Source organism: Pseudoalteromonas sp. NS-SX12 (assembly GCF_057367955.1).
On sequence record NZ_CM170635.1, the window covers coordinates 1,252,957 to 1,271,120 of the forward strand.

General features: G+C 42.4%; 15 protein-coding genes. 14 read left to right on the forward strand and 1 reads right to left on the reverse strand.

Annotated features, from left to right (window positions below; translation table 11 throughout):
* Positions 1 to 11: 11 nt before the first annotated feature.
* On the reverse strand, positions 12 to 959 hold the full coding sequence (locus tag AC2IOM_RS19955; protein ID WP_486359921.1) for a glycosyltransferase family 2 protein: 948 nt from the start codon (positions 957 to 959) through the stop codon (positions 12 to 14).
* A gap of 198 nt (positions 960 to 1,157) precedes the next feature.
* On the opposite strand from AC2IOM_RS19955, the gene AC2IOM_RS19960 reads away from it, so the two are divergent.
* The 14 genes from AC2IOM_RS19960 (at position 1,158) to AC2IOM_RS20025 (ending at position 18,162) form a co-directional block, all read left to right on the forward strand.
* Complete coding sequence (locus AC2IOM_RS19960; RefSeq protein WP_486359922.1) at positions 1,158 to 2,321, forward strand: glycosyltransferase; 1,164 nt, start codon at positions 1,158 to 1,160, stop codon at positions 2,319 to 2,321.
* Entirely contained in the window at positions 2,311 to 3,702 is a 1,392-nt protein-coding gene (locus tag AC2IOM_RS19965) for a lipopolysaccharide biosynthesis protein (protein ID WP_486359923.1), read from the forward strand. The genes AC2IOM_RS19960 and AC2IOM_RS19965 overlap by 11 nt, the downstream gene beginning before the upstream one ends.
* Positions 3,689 to 5,083, forward strand: coding sequence for an O-antigen ligase family protein (locus AC2IOM_RS19970; RefSeq protein WP_138628214.1), 1,395 nt, complete (start codon positions 3,689 to 3,691; stop codon positions 5,081 to 5,083). The genes AC2IOM_RS19965 and AC2IOM_RS19970 overlap by 14 nt, the downstream gene beginning before the upstream one ends.
* Positions 5,073 to 5,774 carry an acyltransferase gene (locus AC2IOM_RS19975; RefSeq protein WP_138628215.1) on the forward strand — a complete coding sequence of 234 codons (702 nt, stop codon included), beginning with the start codon at positions 5,073 to 5,075 and terminating at the stop codon, positions 5,772 to 5,774. The genes AC2IOM_RS19970 and AC2IOM_RS19975 overlap by 11 nt, the downstream gene beginning before the upstream one ends.
* A gap of 10 nt (positions 5,775 to 5,784) precedes the next feature.
* Positions 5,785 to 6,894, forward strand: coding sequence for a glycosyltransferase (locus tag AC2IOM_RS19980; RefSeq protein ID WP_486359924.1), 1,110 nt, complete (start codon positions 5,785 to 5,787; stop codon positions 6,892 to 6,894).
* 122 nt (positions 6,895 to 7,016) lie between these two features.
* Positions 7,017 to 9,053: an LruC domain-containing protein gene (locus AC2IOM_RS19985; protein ID WP_486359925.1), complete on the forward strand. Its 2,037-nt coding sequence runs from the start codon at positions 7,017 to 7,019 to the stop codon at positions 9,051 to 9,053.
* 9 nt (positions 9,054 to 9,062) lie between these two features.
* Positions 9,063 to 9,500, forward strand: coding sequence for a hypothetical protein (locus tag AC2IOM_RS19990; protein ID WP_486359926.1), 438 nt, complete (start codon positions 9,063 to 9,065; stop codon positions 9,498 to 9,500).
* A gap of 173 nt (positions 9,501 to 9,673) precedes the next feature.
* A complete protein-coding gene (locus AC2IOM_RS19995) occupies positions 9,674 to 11,140 on the forward strand; it encodes a GumC family protein (RefSeq protein WP_486359927.1) in 1,467 nt (488 codons plus the stop codon).
* A gap of 11 nt (positions 11,141 to 11,151) precedes the next feature.
* The gene (locus AC2IOM_RS20000) at positions 11,152 to 12,228 is read left to right on the forward strand and encodes a glycosyltransferase (RefSeq protein ID WP_486359928.1); all 1,077 of its coding nucleotides are present in this window, start codon (positions 11,152 to 11,154) and stop codon (positions 12,226 to 12,228) included.
* Positions 12,229 to 12,238: 10 nt separating this feature from the next.
* The gene (locus AC2IOM_RS20005; RefSeq protein WP_486359929.1) at positions 12,239 to 14,032 is read left to right on the forward strand and encodes a sugar transferase; all 1,794 of its coding nucleotides are present in this window, start codon (positions 12,239 to 12,241) and stop codon (positions 14,030 to 14,032) included.
* A 148-nt stretch (positions 14,033 to 14,180) separates the two neighbouring features.
* A complete protein-coding gene (locus AC2IOM_RS20010) occupies positions 14,181 to 14,504 on the forward strand; it encodes an STAS domain-containing protein (protein ID WP_105172114.1) in 324 nt (107 codons plus the stop codon).
* Positions 14,505 to 14,519: 15 nt separating this feature from the next.
* Entirely contained in the window at positions 14,520 to 15,362 is an 843-nt protein-coding gene (locus AC2IOM_RS20015) for an OmpA family protein (protein ID WP_336436586.1), read from the forward strand.
* Positions 15,363 to 15,367: 5 nt separating this feature from the next.
* Complete coding sequence (locus AC2IOM_RS20020) at positions 15,368 to 17,455, forward strand: SLBB domain-containing protein (RefSeq protein ID WP_486359930.1); 2,088 nt, start codon at positions 15,368 to 15,370, stop codon at positions 17,453 to 17,455.
* On the forward strand, positions 17,452 to 18,162 hold the full coding sequence (locus AC2IOM_RS20025; protein ID WP_105172111.1) for a P-loop NTPase family protein: 711 nt from the start codon (positions 17,452 to 17,454) through the stop codon (positions 18,160 to 18,162). The genes AC2IOM_RS20020 and AC2IOM_RS20025 overlap by 4 nt, the downstream gene beginning before the upstream one ends.
* Positions 18,163 to 18,164 lie beyond the last annotated feature (2 nt).

The window sequence follows — 18,164 nt, forward strand, 5'->3', positions numbered from 1 at the left end:
AAAACACTTTTTTATACTTGGCACAATGCATTCACGCGTAAAATCGCCAACCGTTTGAGATCAGAACACAGATGTTTTAAATGGCGTTTATGTGGATACTGTTTAAACGCCTTATACGAAAATGAAATCGCAGTGGTTAAATCGCCATTCTCTCGATGCATTTCACCGTACGACTCCAATAAACGGGCATTGGCTTTACGGCGAACGGTTTGGCTGACATTTCCTAAGGTACAGGTGCGTTCGGTGATTTCGGCCATTGCATCAATGCGATTTTGTTTATTGGCGGTGATTGAGTTGGGTCGCATCAGGTAATCCATCGTGATGTCTTCACTAAATCCAACCTCGCTAATCAGCGCGATACGAAGCCAACAATCCCAATCACTGGCACTACGAAGACTCGGGTCAAACCCGCCTGCACGTTCGATAATGTCTTTATTAACCATGACACACGATGTGCCAATTACGTTGGCAATTAATAGCAATCCAAGGGCATCGTGCAAAGGCTGATAATCACCATTGTTTTGAGTACGATGGGCTGCAAATTCAGGCCAATATGAGTAACAATCAATGATTTCTTGGTATTGAGTATCAACGTGCTGGTAGTTGGTGAAAGTTAGCCCGCAGTTGGGGTTCGCTAGCATATAGTCTACTTGCTTGCGCAGCTTGTTGGGGTACCAGTAATCATCTGCATCTAAAAACGCGATAAACTGACCATTCGCTTTTTTAATTGCCCGATTACGTGCAGCGATAACACCCTGATTAGGCTGGGTTAAAACGCGTAACTGATTGTATTTTTGCTCAGCTGCTTTTAACCATTCAAGCGAACCATCAGTCGAACCGTCATCCACCACAATCAGTTCAAAACGCACATTTTGTTGCTGCAACACACTGTCTATGGCTTTTGGTAAATACTCTAAACAATTGTAGTTAGGCATGATAATCGACACTTCTTTACACATAACAAATCCTCCATAGTATGGAGTACTTACGCAAAGTGTGTGCCGCGCTAAACAGGGTCAAAATGCACGCAAAAAGCAAAATTGCTTTGCAAAATGCGAATGGTTGATTGCAAATCGGAAATTTAGTGGGGTTAATATGGTATTTTTATCGGCATAAAGATTGCGATGTGCTCTTTACATAGATGTGAGGAGAGCGTTATGAAACACATTGCTATTTATGTCCCACAGTTTCCGGTCGCGTCTGAAACCTTTGTGGTCACCGAAATTGAGGCGTTGCGTGCTGCAGGTCACAAAGTTAGCGTGATCACGATGGAGCATTTAGACCATGAGAGTGACTTTGATTTTGACGTATTCGAACTAAAGCGCGAGCGCATTACAACCACACTTAAAGGGTTATGTTGCACTAGTATTCAAGGGGTGGCGAATGCGTACAAAGCTGCCTCAAGTCAGCACGCGATACGCAATTTATCACTGCTTTATTTTGGTCTTCAGATTAATTATCTGATTAAAAAACAGCAAATCTCACATATTCATTGCCATTTTATGCACAGCAGTTTGGCGTACGGCATTGTTGCTGCCAAGTACGCAGGAATTAGTGTGTCGAGTGTCGGACATGGACATGATGTATATGTAAACGCGAACGACCTGAACGCTAAGCTGGCGTTTTGCGATTTTAATGTGGCGGTTTGCCAAGATATGTACAACCTGCTGCAAAATATTAAAACCCATTCTGTGCACTTGTTGCATTGCGGTGTAGACGTTAACAAGTTTCAGCATTATGACAACCCAAACAACAGCACGGTAAAACTGCTATTTGTTGGCCGCTTGGTTGATAAAAAAGGCATTGAGTTTGCACTTAATGCGCTTTCTGATATTCCACCTTCGAAACGACCACAACTTGATATTATTGGCAGCGGGCCCAAGCTGGCGGAGTTAGTTGGTTTGGTGAATCAATTGCATCTTAACAATTGGGTGCGCTTTTTAGGGCAGCGTACATCAAGCGAAATTATCGCGCTTTCAAAGCAATATGATGCGTTTATTGCGCCTTTTTGTATTGCTGATAATGGCGATAAAGATACCGGCCCGGTGGTACTCAAAGAAGCTATGGCTATGGGGTTACCTACAATTACAACCAATATTATGGGATGTACTGAAATTGTCGATGGTAGCTGTGGCTACACTGTACCAAGTAGAGATAGCGATGCGTTAAAACAAGCCATCTTAACCTTTTGCCAACTGCCTGAAAACGAGCGTATAAAAATGCGCAATGCTGCACGAGACCGTGTTAACAGGCATTTTAATGCAATAAAACAAGGTGTTAAGTTATCGCGCTTAATTGAGCAGGTGGCGTATGAAAGTTAATGCTGCGTTTGTTCATTACGGTATCGCTATTGCTGGGCTAAAAGGGATCAGCCTACTGATGTTGCCGATAGTGACGCGCTTTTTGGCGCCAGATAGCTACGGCATGCTTAACTTTCTCGTCAGCATTGGCGCCATGTTGAGTATTTTCTTGGGTTTTGGCATGGCTGAAGTGATTTTTCGCTTTGCCGTAAAGCTGCCAAACGAGATGCTTGACTCATTTATTGCCAGTAGTATTAAGTTTACGTTTTTGGTGAGTTGTGTGTTTCTGCTCTTTGCAATCATTGGCGCGGATATCTGGTTGGCTCTAATGCCGCTGCCAATCGACAAGTCGTACTTTTGCCTGTTGATGTTTAATTTGGCGCTCACTACATTGCAGGCCATTTACTTAACGCGCTATCGCGTATTGCAGCAATCAAAACCCTACATGTATGTTGCCCTTGCCCAAGGCGTTGTGCAAGCACTGCTTACTTACACCTTATTGTTAAATGATTACGGTATTTTAGGTGTACTAATAAGTGGTTGTGTCACCAGTTTTATTATTACCTTAGCTTTAGTGATTTACCATCGTTCGCTGTTATTGCTAAAACAGCAGCCATTAACAGGCGAACATATTCGTTACGGCGGCTTTATTGCGTTGTCAGCACTTTGTTTATACGGGCTCGGTGGCGCTGAAAATTGGTTTATTGCGAGCTATTTAGGATCATCGCAGCTGGCATATTATTTTATTGCAACGCAATTTTCATTGGCATTGTCGTTAGCGTTTGAGCCATTTCGCTTATGGTGGTTCCCAATCCGCTTCAAACGTTACTTTGAAAATACAGAATTAGCAGCGAGTGGGGCTGTTACAGGGTGCTTTATCATCACTATTCTGGCACTAGCAATGATGATATTTGCCCCTTACCTTATTAGTTGGTTGTTACCAGAAAGCTATCACAACAGCAGCCAATACATTGGGTTGCTGTGCATTTTGTTGGTTATTAAAAGTTATGCGGAGTTGCTGAATTTAGGCTGTTATCTAGATAAAAACGCGCAATACGTACCACTTATAAACGGCATATGTGCCACAGTAGCAATATTAATTATAGCGTTTTTGACCCCAAGCCAAGGCATTAGCGGCGTGTTTGCAGGGCTTTTTGTTGGGCACACACTGCGATTTTTAGCGTTCTATATTATTAGTCAGCGTATCGCGCCGCTCAAATATCATCTCGGTACGGTGTTATTTGGTTTTGGCTTATTGCTACTGCAAATCGGTATTGTGGGCAATGCGATTTGGCTAAATGTAATCTTGCTAATTGTCGCATTACTGCTGTCATTTAAATATGCAATAAAGTGCGGCGCGATAAAGCCCAATAAATTGGGAGGCAAGTATGGATACTCTTAGCCAACAGCACTTATCAAAATCGCCGATTAAACTCGCGCTGCTCGGCATTTTAATCAGTGTCACCATAATCGGGCTGTTTAAAGTTGCGGGGCCTGCAGCACCTTTTGCTCTATTGATGCTGCCGTTCGCGCTGTATTTCACCGTGCGATTTAGCGTTATTTTTGTCATTTTATTTATTCTATTTAGCTATTTTCGTATTCACGAAGCATTCCCGGTATTAATGCCGCTCAAGATCCCAAAATTATTGGCTTTGGCGTCACTGTTCGGCATTGCGTGGCATTTGTTTTTAAGTAAAAAGCTCACACCGTTTTGGCACCCAGCTCACAGTGCGTTTATGTTCTTTTTTGCTTGGTTAACCTTATGCGTAATGATGGCGACAAATCGTGGTATGGCGATTGAGTATTGGAGTTCAACCCTAACCAAAGTATTGATTATGGTGTTTGTTATAAGCTGGTGGATCAATACGCCAAAAGCGTTCGGCATTGCCCGGCTTGGTATTATGGTGAGTGGGGCGTTAATTGCTTGTGTTGCTGTCTCTAACAAGCTTAATGGTATTGGCTTAGTAGAAGGTTCACGGGTTACGATTTCGCGTCATTTACAATCACAAATTGGCGACCCAAACGATCTTTCCTTGGTGCTCTTGTTTCCGGTCTCGTTTTTGTGTGCCGAGCTTTTTAACAAAGAAAGTAAAACGATTTACCGTGTATTTGCGTTTATTGCACTGTGCTTAGTGGTGTACGGCATTATTGCAACACAAAGCCGAGGCGGATTATTAGGCGTAATGGCGATTGTTGCATACTTTTTGGCGCGTACCATCAAAAACCCCGTGGTATTAGTGTCTATTTTAGGGTTTGGTTTAGCGGTGCTCTTGGTCGCTGCGGGGATCAGCGATAGACAAAGTGGCGGTGCAGCAGAAAGCGGTATTGATGAATCAGCCATGGGACGGATTTATGCGTGGCAGGCGGCAATCAACATGGCGCTATCAAACCCATTCACCGGCGTAGGGGTAAACAACTTTTACGTTAACTACTTCTTTTACAGTCCGCACTGGGATGGCAAAAATCACGCGGTGCACAGTACCTGGTTTCAAGTGCTTGGTGAAACCGGATTTGTCGGAATTTCGCTTTTTGCAACGCTAATCGCAACGATTTATCGCACATTGAAGCGCAGTGGCTCCAAAGTGAAGTTTTGTCATCAAGCTAATTTGCTTGTTAACGTACAAGCGCTAAAGGCGGGATTAATTGGCTTTGTGGTGTCTGGCACCTTTTTAACTCAGGCGTTTACCTGGCCTATCTACATTATTTTATCGCTCAGTATTGCTTTGGAACAAATGCTGCAAACGTTAAGTAAAGATACGCAGGAGAGTCGTCATGATAGCTGATGTTAAAAATTGGGTGAAAAGCAGTGACTCAGGCTTTGGCAAATTTTGTCGCGGTAGCTTTTATGCAATTAAGCATATTGAAATGCCGGTTGTGCCAGTACTTTACAAAATACTGTTTGCACTTCATCGAAGCAGTAAAACGATTTGGCACAATACACTGCAGTTTATTTATTTTACGCCCATGTTTAAAAGCCAAGTAAGCGGCAGTAAAAAGCGCTTAACCTTACAGTGCGGTATGCCACAAGTTATTGGTGCACTTGCAATTAGCTTAGGTGACGATGTCAGAATGTCGGGCATTGCAACCTTTTGTGGCCGCTATCACTCAGGTCGTATAGCAAAGCTAATTATTGGCAATAATGTGGATGTGGGTTGGCAAAACGCCTTTTCCGTAGGCACAAAAATAGAGTTACAAGATGATGTGCGCTTAGCTGGAAAAGTATTTTTAGCAGGCTTTCCTGGTCACCCGTTAAATTGTGCCGAGCGCGCCAAAGGTAAACCCGATTTACCAGAGCAAGCGGGCGATATCATTATTAAACAAGGTGCTTGGATTGGCACCGGTGCAACGGTTTTGGCAGGCGTTACTGTTGGCAAAGGAGCAATAGTTGCTGCAAATGCGGTCGTCACCAAAGATGTAGCCGACTTTACACTTGTTGCTGGCAATCCGGCCAAAGTGATTAAGCGTGTAGATTAAGGAGCAAGCTATGAAATTTGTCGTATTTGCAGAAGACTGGGGGCGTCATCCAAGCAGTACCCAGCATATTTTTAAAGTGATTGCCGAGCGATACGATGTAACTTGGTTTAACTCCGTAGGCATGCGCAAACCTAAAATTAATTTTACCGATATTAAGCGTGTGTTGGGTAAGGTTAAATTGATGATGGCTGGAAACGTTAAAGCACCGAGCGACAAACTTCCGGTTGAAGCGTGTAACCCCCTAATTTTGCCTTGGCATGATAACAAGTGGGCGACGCGTTTTAATAAGCGTCAAGTTGCCAAAACTCTCGACTTGTCGTCACATGAACCAATTATCTATTGGGTCAGTGTGCCTACCGCCATTAATATGATTCAACTGCGCCCACAAGACCGCTTAATTTATTATTGTGGCGATGATTTTTCCAGCTTGGCAGGAGTCGATTATGACTTGGTAAAAGCCAGCGAAGAGCGCCTTATTCACATGGCACATAATATTTATGTGGTAAGTAAGGTGCTGCTCGATAAAATGCCCAAACATAAAACGCAAATGCTCGAACACGGCGTTGATTATGATTTATTTAGTGATATCAAAAAGCCACATTCACAACTTCATAACTTGAGTAATGTAATTGGTTTTTATGGCTCAATCTCAAAGTGGCTAGATGTCGATTTGTTAATAAAACTTGCCAAAGCGAGGCCAAATTATCATTTGGTACTGATTGGAAAGGCTGACATTGATATTAGCGCGCTCGTTGCTTTACCGAATGTAACTTATATTTCGCAAATTGCTCACCATCAATTAGCGAGCTTTTCTCAGCATTGGCAAGTATCGCTGTTACCGTTTTTAGATAATGGTCAAATTAAAGCGTGTAACCCACTAAAATTAAAAGAATATTTAGCCGCTGGCAAACCGATTGTATCAACCCATTTTCCCGCAGTTGAACGCTATAAAGACATGGTGCTCATTGCGAAAGATCACGCTGGGTTTATTGCCCGAGTTGATCACGCGATGGTGATATCTAAAAACCCATTTCTCGATTGGCGCACACCGTCACAGCAGCACGTCGCAAGACACAGCTGGCAACAAAAAGCTGCATTTGTGTTGGAGCAACTGGATTAAAGCGTTGCATATTGCAACGCTTTTTGTTTTCCCTTTTGTTTTTTTCTATATAAATCAATTTATTAATTCTGGTTTCTAAATTGCAGCTCAACGTTCAGTAGGTTCAAAGTTAGGAGTCATAAATGAAAAGCTCAATTGTTAGTTTATTATTTATTGCCGCAGGAAGTAGCGCGGCACCGTTTGATACCTGTCCGTCAAAAGCATTTTTAGTTCAAGGCACTACAGCAACTATTTTTGGCGTGAATCTAGTATCAGGCTCGTACAACAGATTTGCAGATAATGTAGGCACAAATCAAAAAGTAAATGGGTTTGGCTTTAGTGTTCACGACAGGTATTTATATGGCTGGGATTATAGCCGAGGCAATATTGGTCGCATTGGTAAAGATTATGCGTTAGAGCCGCTGAACGCGTCGGGTTTGCCAAACACAAACTTTTACGTAGGTGATGTGTCTGTGCAACAAAATGCGTATTACGTTTATCGAAAAGGAGCAGATTATGGTTTATATCGAATAGTACTCGATGAAAACGACAGTGATTATCTTGTTGCGTCAAAGGTTATTGACGGTAGTAGCCTTAATCTGAATATTTTTGACCTAGCGTTTCATCCTGATGAAAATCTTGCATATAGTGTCGATAACCGAGGCAACTTGATTGCCATTGATGTGATTTTTGGTAACAGCACTAACCTGGGATTTACTGGCGTAACAGGTACATTTGGAGCGGTTTATTTTGATGTAGAAGGTTACTTGTATATTAGCCGCAATAGTGATGGACATATCTTTCGTATTGATATTAGCGACCCAACTTCAACAACCTTATTTGCATACGGACCAAGCTCAGGCAATAACGATGGTGCCCGTTGTGCTACTGCGCCAATAATTGACGAAAGCGAAGCACCAACCCTTGATTATGGTGATGCACCCGATACTTATGCAACGTCTATAAGTGCCAATGGCGCACGCCATGGAAAAGGGAATCTGTACTTTGGTAATGGCGTAAGTGCTGAGCACACACCTAATCAGTTTGATGACGATGACGGTGTTAATTTTGTAACAGGACTTGAAACCGGCTTAGATACCTTAGTTTCTTATCGCCTTTCAGCGCCTGGCTATGTAAATGCGTGGGTTGACTGGAACGGCAATGGCCAATTTGATGAATCTGAACAAATCATTACAGAGCACCTAGGCACTGTGGGTGAAAATCGTGTCTTAGTCGAAGTACCAATAGATGCAAGAGAAGGAACAACTTGGGCACGTTTTAGAGTATCAAATACCCCATCAATCTCTCCTTTAGGTGGTGTTGATAGTGGGGAGGTCGAAGATATAAGCGTGTCAATTGTCGCCAGTGGTGTTGTCGAAACAACAACTGCATGGCAAACAGCTGCATTTGAAGATTTATGGCCGCAACAAGGTGACTATGACTTTAATGACGTAGTGGTGAAATACCGTATTTTCAAAAGCCAGATAGGCAACCAAGTGGTGCGTTTAAAAATTGATGGAGAGTTACTTGCGGTTGGAGCAAGCTATCATAATGCGTTTGCATTTCGCTTTGCGAATATTGCGCGAAACCAGGTAGATGAACCGCTTGTTCGTTTAACAATTAATGGCCAGCAAATTGCTAAAAACCCATTAGAAGCAGGACGCAATGAAGCGATATTAATAGCGCTTGATGACACCAAAGTGATTGCAAATACGCAATCTGGATGTAAGTACTTTAGAACGGAATCGGGTTGCTTGAACCAACAACCTATTCCATTTAGCGTTACCTTACCGTTCAAAAATACTGTCACTGACAGTGCCTCACTGATAAGTGGAGTTAGCCCTTTTATCTTTGCCGTAAATGGTTTTGACCATGGGCCGTTCGTTGATAGTAATAATGCACGTGCATGGGAAGTACATCTCAAAAACCACACACCAACAGAAGCCTTTAACACCGGTTACTTTGACCAAGGCGATGATATGTCGAGCACCTATGGTAATTTTCAAACTGCTAATGGCTTGCCTTGGGCATTGATTATTGGTACCAGCTGGAACCACCCTAAAGAAAGCACTGATATGTTACTGGCATATCCCGAGTTTGGCGGGTTTGCAGAAAGTGCGGGCAGTGCCAATACAAATTGGTTTCGTTCAGCAGTTGGTCAACACTCGGTTCAGAATTAGGAGAATGATATGAAACAGTTATTAGTGTTATCAATTGCTTTTATTTTAACTGGATGTGGTGGAGGTGGTGATAGTACATCTGTGACGCCGCCAGCTGCGACAGCTAATTCAGATGATAACGAAGCTCAGGGAACTGCAGCACTCAATGTGGCGCCAGAGTTTGACTTTAAAACAGATGTAAATGTAGCGCTTAATGTTGCAGCAAACTTAGTAAATGAAAGAGCGTTTATAAATATTTGCCAAGCAGATGCCTTGTTAATTAATGCCGATACCTGCTTTGTAAGAGCACCACTTGATAGCGAAGGGCTGGATCTTTCGTTTGTAGTACCCCATCAGGATCAGAAGCTAAAAGCGCAAATTTGGTTTTACGATACGAGCATGGCACCGCTTAACTATGAATGGCAGTTTGATGAAAGCCAATCACAGCAAAGCTGGTTAATTAACTAAATATTCAATTTACTCCCTCGATTTTAGCGCCAATATGGCGCTTTTTTTATGTTTGCCAATAGTTGGCGCTGAACTTGCGATAGTTATATCAAAGGGGTGAAAAAACGGTGTTTTTCACATTTTGATATAGCAAATCGCTAAATTGCGTTGCAATTTGCGAATTAGGATTAGAAATGGTTTTTACGATTGCGCAAATTAAAAAGCTTATCTACCTAGCCTTATACACCATGTATGAGCGCTGGCAGCTTATTGCGTTACCGATGATCATTGTGCCGATTGCTGTGATTGCAATTTCACTTAGCAGTGAAAAGCAATATACCAATCACGCGACTATTTTGATTGAAGAGTCTGCGTTGTTAAATCCTTTCTTAGATGAGCTTGAGTTCTCATTTGAATTATCGGCCCGTATGGATGCGCTACGCACTTTGGTACTGAGTCGTAAAAATTTAACTGAAGTAGTAAAAGAGGTTGGTTTAGTGGATGACTTAACCAATCAACTTGAAGTTGAAAAAATGCAGCAAAAATTAGCCAGTGCCATTTCAATTTCACTGGTGGGCGATGAGTTAGTGCGTATTCACTTTAAATGGAACAAACGCGAACAAATGAAGCCAGTACTTGAAGCACTGGTAGAGAAATTTATTGAGCGTTTGTTAGCACCAACCAAAGCATCCCTTGATACGTCAGAAACATTTTTGAAAAACCAACTTGAAGAGCTGCGCCTGCAACTTGAACTCGCTGAAGATAAATTAGCAAAGTTTAAGCGTGATAACCGTGAAGCGCTGCCTGAGTTATTAAATGTGAACCAAGATACCCTGGCGCGTTTAGAGCAAGAAAAACAGCAAAAACTAGTTGATCTAAGTGGCGCAAAAGCACGCCTAGCAACACTCAAAAAGCAACTTGCCAAAGCGAATCCAGTTAAGGGTCGCTTAGTTGATAGCATTATGCGTATTGAGGCAGATATTGCGCTATTGCGCACCCGTTACACAGACCAGCACAGCAAGGTTCAGGCAAAATTACGCGAACTCGAAACCTTACAAATTCGCAAGCAAGAAATGGAGAGTCAAGCAAAGCCATTTGAAGAGGCTGATTTAGATTCACTGTGGCAAATCGCCAACAGTCTACCGTTAGGTGCTAACGCCAAAGACAGCGCATTACTGGTTGCGCAACTTATTACCTTGGAAGAAGCTGAAAATAATGTCGCACAGCTAAATAATGAAATTGAGATGCTAAGCGAACAGTTATCGGTTGTCTCAACACGTCTTTCAAGTTCAAGCGAAATTGATAAAGCACTGCGCCAACTGCAACGGGATTATCAAGTGAAGCAAACCTTGTATTCCGAAATGCTTGAGCGTTATGAAATGTCAAAAGTGACAGGGCAATTAGTACGCTATGAGGGCCCTGATAAAGTAAAAACCATTGAACGCGCATACAGCCCAACATCACCGATTAATCAGTCGTTGGTGGTAAGCATCATTCTGGGCATTGTACTTGGCCTATTTAGCGCTGCGGCACTCACATTTGTCGCCATGATCACCGATTTACGTGTACGCGATGAAGCAACGATAGAAACGATTGCAGGGCAACGCGTATTAACCAAAATACCCATTGTGAACGATGTCACTGTACATCGAATCGACTAATTGGAGGCATTATGAATAACATTATTCAACTGATTCAGCACCCACAGGTGGGCGGGCTTGAAAAAATGGCATTTGGCCTGTGCTGTAGTGAAATAACAAATTCAAAAATGTTTTTAGTAGCGATGGAAGGCACTAAAAAAGGGGCGATTAAAGCATGGCCTCAACTCGAAGAATTAAACAACTTTTACTGTTTAAATAAAGCGCCGGGCGTGAGTTGGCAAACAGTTAAAAAGCTCGTTGCTCTTATTGATAAGTTTGATATTAACGTAATTCACAGCCACCATATTGGCCCCATGTTGTACGCCAGTTTAGCCAAAATGCTGAGACCTAAAATACAGCATATTCATACCCTTCATGATGCTTGGTATTTAACGGATTTCAAATACCGCATGTTCACTAAAGTGATTGGCAAATGTACTCCAATTACCATAGTGGCAGATGCAAAAGCGGTCGCAGAGCTTGCTCAAAAACAGGCCAAAATTAAACCAGATCATGTGGTGCACAATGGTATTGATACAGACTACTTTACGCCAATCTCTCGTTACAGCGCTCGTAACAAATTAGGGCTGCCACATAATTACACGCTAATTGGCTGTGCCGCCCGTGTTGAAGAGGGCAAAGGCCATAAGTCCATGTTGCGAACGCTCACAACGCTACCTTATAAGGTACATATGGTGTTTGCCGGTGGCGGCAGTCAACTTGAGAAAATGAAAGCGTATGCGGAACAACTAGGTGTTGCAGATAGGGTTTACTGGCTTGGGTGTGTATCAGATATGCCAAGCTTTTACTCGGCCATTGATGTGTTTTGCTTGTACTCAGAGCGTGAAGGGTTGCCACTATCGATTTTAGAAGCGATGGCTTGTAATCGCCCCGTGGTTGCCAGTGATGTGGGGGGGATTAGCGAGGTTGTGAATACACCACATGGGTTTGTATTACCTATAAATGAAGAACAGTTACTTGCGCCAAATTTATTAAAAGCACTTTCACTGAATTATGGCACTCGTATTCGTCAATATGCGTTATCACAAGCAACACTAAAAGTGATGGCAAATCGTTACAACAAAATCTATCAACACGCGATGGTATAAGGAGTTCGTTATGCTTTGGTTTATCATAATATTTGTTGCTGTTTTATTTGTTTATCATCATTTTATTTATCCTAAGTTGCTGGCGATGTTGGCGGCAAAAGCGCCGCAACAGGTGGTTGACGACACGCCGCTTAGCCATCGAGAAACGCCGTCGATTGGGGTTTTTATCGCGGCCTACAATGAGGCCGATTACATCGAAGAAAAACTGCATAATTTGGCTTCGCAGCTTTATCCAAATGATAAAATGGGCATTCATATTGTCGGTGATGGCTGCACTGATGCAACGGCTGATGTTGTAAAACGTGTTAGCGCGCATTTACACGAGCAATTTATTTATTGTACATACGATGAAATTGCCGTGAACGCGGGTAAAGTGAATGCGCTCAATACCCTAATAAAACGTTATCGCGATGAGTACGACATTATTGTTTTCACTGATGTAAGCGCATTGATGAGTGTTAACTGCCTTGAGCAAGTGGCTAAATCAATGGTTAATAAAGACGTTGTTGCGGTTTCAGGTAACTATTTACCAAAGAGTTCAGCGCATGGCTGTTTAGATAAGTACTGGCAATATCAAAACGCCGTACGTCGACTTGAAGGGCAACTTGGTGCAGTGAATGGGTTTGCTGGAGCCATGTTCGCCATGCGTGCAGACAAGGTTACACCACTTTTATCAAAAACCATTAACGATGACTTTGTGCAGTTGGTGTCAGCGCTTGGTAAAGAGCAATGCGCCAGTTTTAACGATCAGATTGCCATAATCGAATGCGAACAAGACAATCAAACACAAGATTTCAGCCGTCGTATTCGTATTGGCGCGGGAAATTGGCAGCAATTAAACACCATATTCAAGCGTGTAAACCAGTTTAGTTTGGCGCAAACATTCAGCTTTTTTTCTAACAAAGTACTGCGTGGAGTCATGCCTGTAATGCTGTTTGGCGCACTTGCCGCATTAACTATGTTAGCTGTGTTAGGTGATATCGCGGCGCAGCTGCTGCTTGGTAGCATGCTGTTTATCAACCTAATTGGAGTGATAAAAGCGATGTTTAAATGGCGTACAGCCTTACCATTAATTGATTCCGTTAACTATGTAATAACCAGTTACTTAGCGGGCTTGATTGGCATTGTGTCACTTTCTCGATACAAAACAGCTTGGCGCAGAGTGTCGTCATCTAAACCGGGAGTTTCAATGATTGCGTTTTGCAAACGCAGTATTGATATTCTCGGAGCAGTGGTTGGTTTAACCTTATTCTCGCCAATTATATTGCTTGCTGGTATTGCGATTAAACTCGATTCAAAAGGAGGCGTAATTTACAAGCAATTACGTGTCGGGCGTATTAACGAAGATAGAACTGATTTAATCTATGTTTACAAGCTACGCAGCATGCGTTTTGACGCCGAAAAAGCAACCGGTGCCGTATGGGCTCAGGGTAACGATCCTCGTATTACGCGTGTTGGTCGCTTTTTAAGAAAAACCCGCATTGATGAATTACCACAATTTTGGAATGTACTCAAAGGTGATATGTCGCTGATTGGCCCGCGTCCAGAACGCCCGAGCTTTTACACTAAATTAGAACGTGAAATTCCGTATTTTATTCAGCGTACCTATGGCATTAAACCTGGTATTTCGGGGCTTGCTCAAGTAATGAATGGCTATGATGAAAGTGTAGAAGATGTACGCAACAAAATTGCGTGGGATTATTCGTACGTTTTATCAATGTCGCGGTTTTCAACCTGGCTTAAAATGGAATGCGACATCTTATTTAAAACCATTAAGGTAGTGGTACTCGGTAAAGGACAATAGCATTGCAAAATGCAACGGGCCGCATCTAGCTTGTTGCATTTTGCTATTTTAAATATTTTTTAAAACTTAACCTGCTGAAATTTAAGTAAATAAATTTTGGCATTCTATTTGGTTGTTATTAGTCATAGTCTCAAAAGAGGATATGATTATGAACAACTTACTTCCCACTAAAGAGCAAAACAACACCTTAACGGTTGAGCTTCCGCATGATTTTTCGGGCTTAAATGTAGATAAATATCGCGAGCATTTTGAGTGTTTTGCTGCGACACAACATGATTCGGTGGTGCTTGATTTTGGTAACACCGAATTTATCGATTCGTCAGGTATTGGTGCCATGGTGTTTTTGTTCAAACGCATTGAACAGCGCGGCATTTCAATGTTGCTGCTTGATGTGTCAGGTCAACCGGAAAAGCTAATGAAGCTGTTACGTGTTGACGCCACCATTCCATTTATTAGCTCAGCTGCTGCTTAAATAAGGAATGCCATTATGGATAAGTTACTGCCTATTGCCTGTGTTGTTGGTATTTGTTCTGGATGTACTACATGGCCTGAAGAAGGTCGAGGTGGCTGGGCAGAACTTTACCATCCTGATGCACCACAAAATATTGATGGTTTTGAAAATGCGCTGCCATTTCAAGTGATGAATGAATTCGAGCACCTTTCTTTAAAGCTCGACTGGCTAAAAAGTCGTGGTATCAAGCACTGTATGCCAGGGCAGCTGTATCAGGCAGAGTTAATGTTGACGCGAATTAACCGCACAATAGCTGCGGATATGTATTCGCAAGCGCAATTAGATATGCGTACCTTTTATCATCAGTTACAACAGCTAGAGAATCACTTTGAGCGTGTTATCAGCAATACGCATTGTATTGCTGAAAGCAAAAATGATGACCCAAAACTATTAACGAAATTGGAAGATTTGCTTAATAGCGATAATCAGTTCGCTTTTGACAGTTTTGAAGTGACCCCAAAATACCGTGTGCGATTAGCGCAAAGTGCTGAATTATTGAAAATGTTACCTGCGACACAAGTGTTACTGGTGGGTCACACCGATATTAAAGGCAGCAAAGTAAGTAATTTTGAATTGGCATACAAACGTGCTGAAAGCGTAAAAAGCTGGTTAACTCTTTATGGTGTGAATCCTGAACAGGTCAATACGTTAGCGCAAGGTGCACAAGTGCCATTTAGTAACGAGGGTGAATCAGTGCAAAAGCAGCACTCAGATCGTCGTGTAAATGCCTATATTCTTGCAACCTCGGCAAAAGCCGCAGAACTCACTAAGGTAAAGCCTTTGACCGAATGGACAAGCGCTTTGGAAGATAAGGAGTGATCGTCATGAAATTCACTATTTATTTAATGCTACTGTGTTGGTTTTTAAGCTTTTCGATTGCTGCTAACGACGACGAAGCGGTAATCGAAGTAGGTAATAAAATCTATTTTAATGTACCGGGTGAAGTTGAATTTGAGAGCACCTTTGAAGTTGACGATAAAGGCTTTGTTGAACTGCCTGAAATTGGCAAAGTAAAACTTGCTGGTAAAACGCCTAAACGCGCTGAATCAGAAGTTAAACTTAAGCTTGCTGGTGTGTACAAAGCGCTTGGTAAGTTTTATTTAGAAGTGCGTTCACGTGATTTACTGGTTACCGTGCTTGGCTATGTAAATAACCCGTCGCAAGTAAGTATTCCAGCTAATGGTAATATTCAAATGGTGATTGCGAAAGCCGATGGCATTAAGCCAGGTGCCCAGCTTAATAAACTGCAAATTCGCCGTGATGACACCACTACAACGTTCGATTACAAAGCGTATCTTGATAGCGGAGATGTAGCCTTATTACCTAAATTACGCTCAGGCGATACCGTGTTTGTACCTGTGTCACCGCTTTTAGGTAATGTGCAAATAGACTTTGATGCGCAAACACTTTCAAGCGCAGGTGATGCCGACGGCCAAGGTCAAGCAGTAACATTATTTGGAGAACTGCACAGCCCTGGTAGTTTTTCGTATAAACCAGATATGAATATTATTGATGCGTTAATGCGTGCTGAGGGCGTAACGCGTTACGCCGATGTAACTAAAATTCGCGTTATTCAAAACAACACGCCAACTATCTTTGATTTGAAGCAGTACTTGGATTCAGGTGATACTAGCTTGCTGCCAAAAATTGGCGCGGGCACCACTATTTTTGTGCCGATTATGGTAGATGATGTTAACACCACAGCGCGCACCGTTTACATTATGGGCGAAGTGCAAAAACCCGGTGCGTATGAGGCAAGTAATCAAATTGGCTTTTTAGATATTCTCGCCAATGCTGGTGGTCCAACGCGGTTTGCGGAAACCCGCCAAATCAAAATATTAACCCCAGCAGGTAATAATATTCTGTTCGACTTACAAGCTTATAGCGAAGGTTATCAAACTGTGTCGATCCCTGATATTGCACCTGGAGACGTGATCTTTGTGCCCGAGAAAACCGACTTAAATGAAAAGAGTTGGCTAAAAGTAGCGCCGACCCGCGCAGTGAAAATTATGGGCGCAATTCATCACCCTGGTCGTTACGAATGGAGTGACGAGATGGACTTTACCGATTTATTTGCCCATGCAGGGGGGCCAACAAAAGGTGCTAATGTAAACGATATTAAAATCATTCGCCAAGGCCAGCTGTTACAGCGCTTTAGTTTAGATGAATATGCAAATAGCGACGGTGACAGCTACCCACTACCAACCATTATTGCTGGCGATACCATTATTGTTGAAGAGTTACCACACGACCCGAAAGATAATAAGTCGCAGTGGGTGCGTCAAGATGCGAAAAGTTCTATTTATGTGTTAGGACAGGTTGGCGCGCCGGGTCGCTATGCATTTGATAAGTCTTTACATTTTCTTGATATTATCTCAGCGGCAGATGGCCCTACGGATGATGCCGACTTACGTAATATTCGTGTGACGCATCGCAACGGTACGCAATCGCGCGTGAGTAAACTTAACTTAGCACTATACTTTGAAACTGGTGACGAAACCTTGTTCCCTCGCGTATTACCGGGCGATACGATTTTCGTACCGGAAAAAAGCAAAGACTGGTTACGTCAACCAAAAGACCAAGTAGTACGCATTATGGGCGCGATTAAACAGCCAGGTCGCTATAGCTTTGATGATTCAATGTCATTGCTTGACGTATTAGCCGAGGCAGGTGGACCGACTTCCGATGCCTTAATCAGTAAAATTGTGGTAATTAACCATGGCTGTTGCAAAGAGCAATCGCGCCGCTTCGATTTAGAGAAGTTTATCAAACAGCCTAATTCAGCGAATATTCCGCTGCTGCGCGCAGGTGATACGGTATATATTCCAGATCAAGGTCAAGATTTTACTCAGCGTGCTAAAAACTCATTAGTCGACATTTTAACAGTAATTGCATTGGCGGTGAGCTTATGAGAATTATTCCAAAACAGTATCAAGAACTTGAGCTTATTTTTGAGTCCATTAATAGTGAAAAAGCGCGTTGTATTGCATTTGCATCACCTAATGGTCACTCAGGTGCCACGTCTTTGGCAATCAGTGTGGCGAAACGTTTAAGCGGGCGTAATGAACGGGTTTTGGTGATTGATCTGAATACCTGTAACCCACTAACAGGGAAAGATCTTGTTAGTATGCCAAATGCATTAGCCAAATGGTCATTTGGTGATATTAGCTGTCAGCTAAATGCGCAATCGATAGATGACTTTTATTTTTTAAGCATCACGCAATTACAAGACTTAGCGCTAGTGCGCGAAAAAGACGTGTTTGATATGGCGATTCTGATGTTGAAACAAGAGTTCGACTATATTTTGTTTGATATGTCGCCAATTTGTAAACGCAATCACGCGAATTTTCCGCTTCACTTATTAATGTCGGTAACCGATTTATTGCTGTTAGATATTGCCCTTGGTAAAACAACACAAGAGACACTCGATGCGGTAATTAGTGAATTAAAATCAGCCCACTGCAGGCGCTTTGAAATAGTGGTGAGTCAAATGTATATGCCACCACTTGGGGAGCGTTTGATTGATAGCATCAATCGTCGCTTTAGACGATTACCTAAAGTGAAACATCGTTTGATCAATATCGTTAATCGTCAGCAGTGGCTGTTTCAAGGGGTGTAATA

Coding starts and splice junctions, on each gene's coding strand:
- AC2IOM_RS20005 (WP_486359929.1), top strand. CDS start 12,239: ATGCTTTGGTTTATCATAATATTTGTTGCTGTTTTATTTGTTTATCAT.
- AC2IOM_RS19970 (WP_138628214.1), top strand. CDS start 3,689: ATGGATACTCTTAGCCAACAGCACTTATCAAAATCGCCGATTAAACTC.
- AC2IOM_RS19995 (WP_486359927.1), top strand. CDS start 9,674: ATGGTTTTTACGATTGCGCAAATTAAAAAGCTTATCTACCTAGCCTTA.
- AC2IOM_RS19965 (WP_486359923.1), top strand. CDS start 2,311: ATGAAAGTTAATGCTGCGTTTGTTCATTACGGTATCGCTATTGCTGGG.
- AC2IOM_RS19980 (WP_486359924.1), top strand. CDS start 5,785: ATGAAATTTGTCGTATTTGCAGAAGACTGGGGGCGTCATCCAAGCAGT.
- AC2IOM_RS19990 (WP_486359926.1), top strand. CDS start 9,063: ATGAAACAGTTATTAGTGTTATCAATTGCTTTTATTTTAACTGGATGT.
- AC2IOM_RS19975 (WP_138628215.1), top strand. CDS start 5,073: ATGATAGCTGATGTTAAAAATTGGGTGAAAAGCAGTGACTCAGGCTTT.
- AC2IOM_RS20015 (WP_336436586.1), top strand. CDS start 14,520: ATGGATAAGTTACTGCCTATTGCCTGTGTTGTTGGTATTTGTTCTGGA.
- AC2IOM_RS19960 (WP_486359922.1), top strand. CDS start 1,158: ATGAAACACATTGCTATTTATGTCCCACAGTTTCCGGTCGCGTCTGAA.
- AC2IOM_RS20010 (WP_105172114.1), top strand. CDS start 14,181: ATGAACAACTTACTTCCCACTAAAGAGCAAAACAACACCTTAACGGTT.
- AC2IOM_RS19955 (WP_486359921.1), bottom strand. CDS start 959: ATGTGTAAAGAAGTGTCGATTATCATGCCTAACTACAATTGTTTAGAG.
- AC2IOM_RS20025 (WP_105172111.1), top strand. CDS start 17,452: ATGAGAATTATTCCAAAACAGTATCAAGAACTTGAGCTTATTTTTGAG.
- AC2IOM_RS19985 (WP_486359925.1), top strand. CDS start 7,017: ATGAAAAGCTCAATTGTTAGTTTATTATTTATTGCCGCAGGAAGTAGC.
- AC2IOM_RS20000 (WP_486359928.1), top strand. CDS start 11,152: ATGAATAACATTATTCAACTGATTCAGCACCCACAGGTGGGCGGGCTT.
- AC2IOM_RS20020 (WP_486359930.1), top strand. CDS start 15,368: ATGAAATTCACTATTTATTTAATGCTACTGTGTTGGTTTTTAAGCTTT.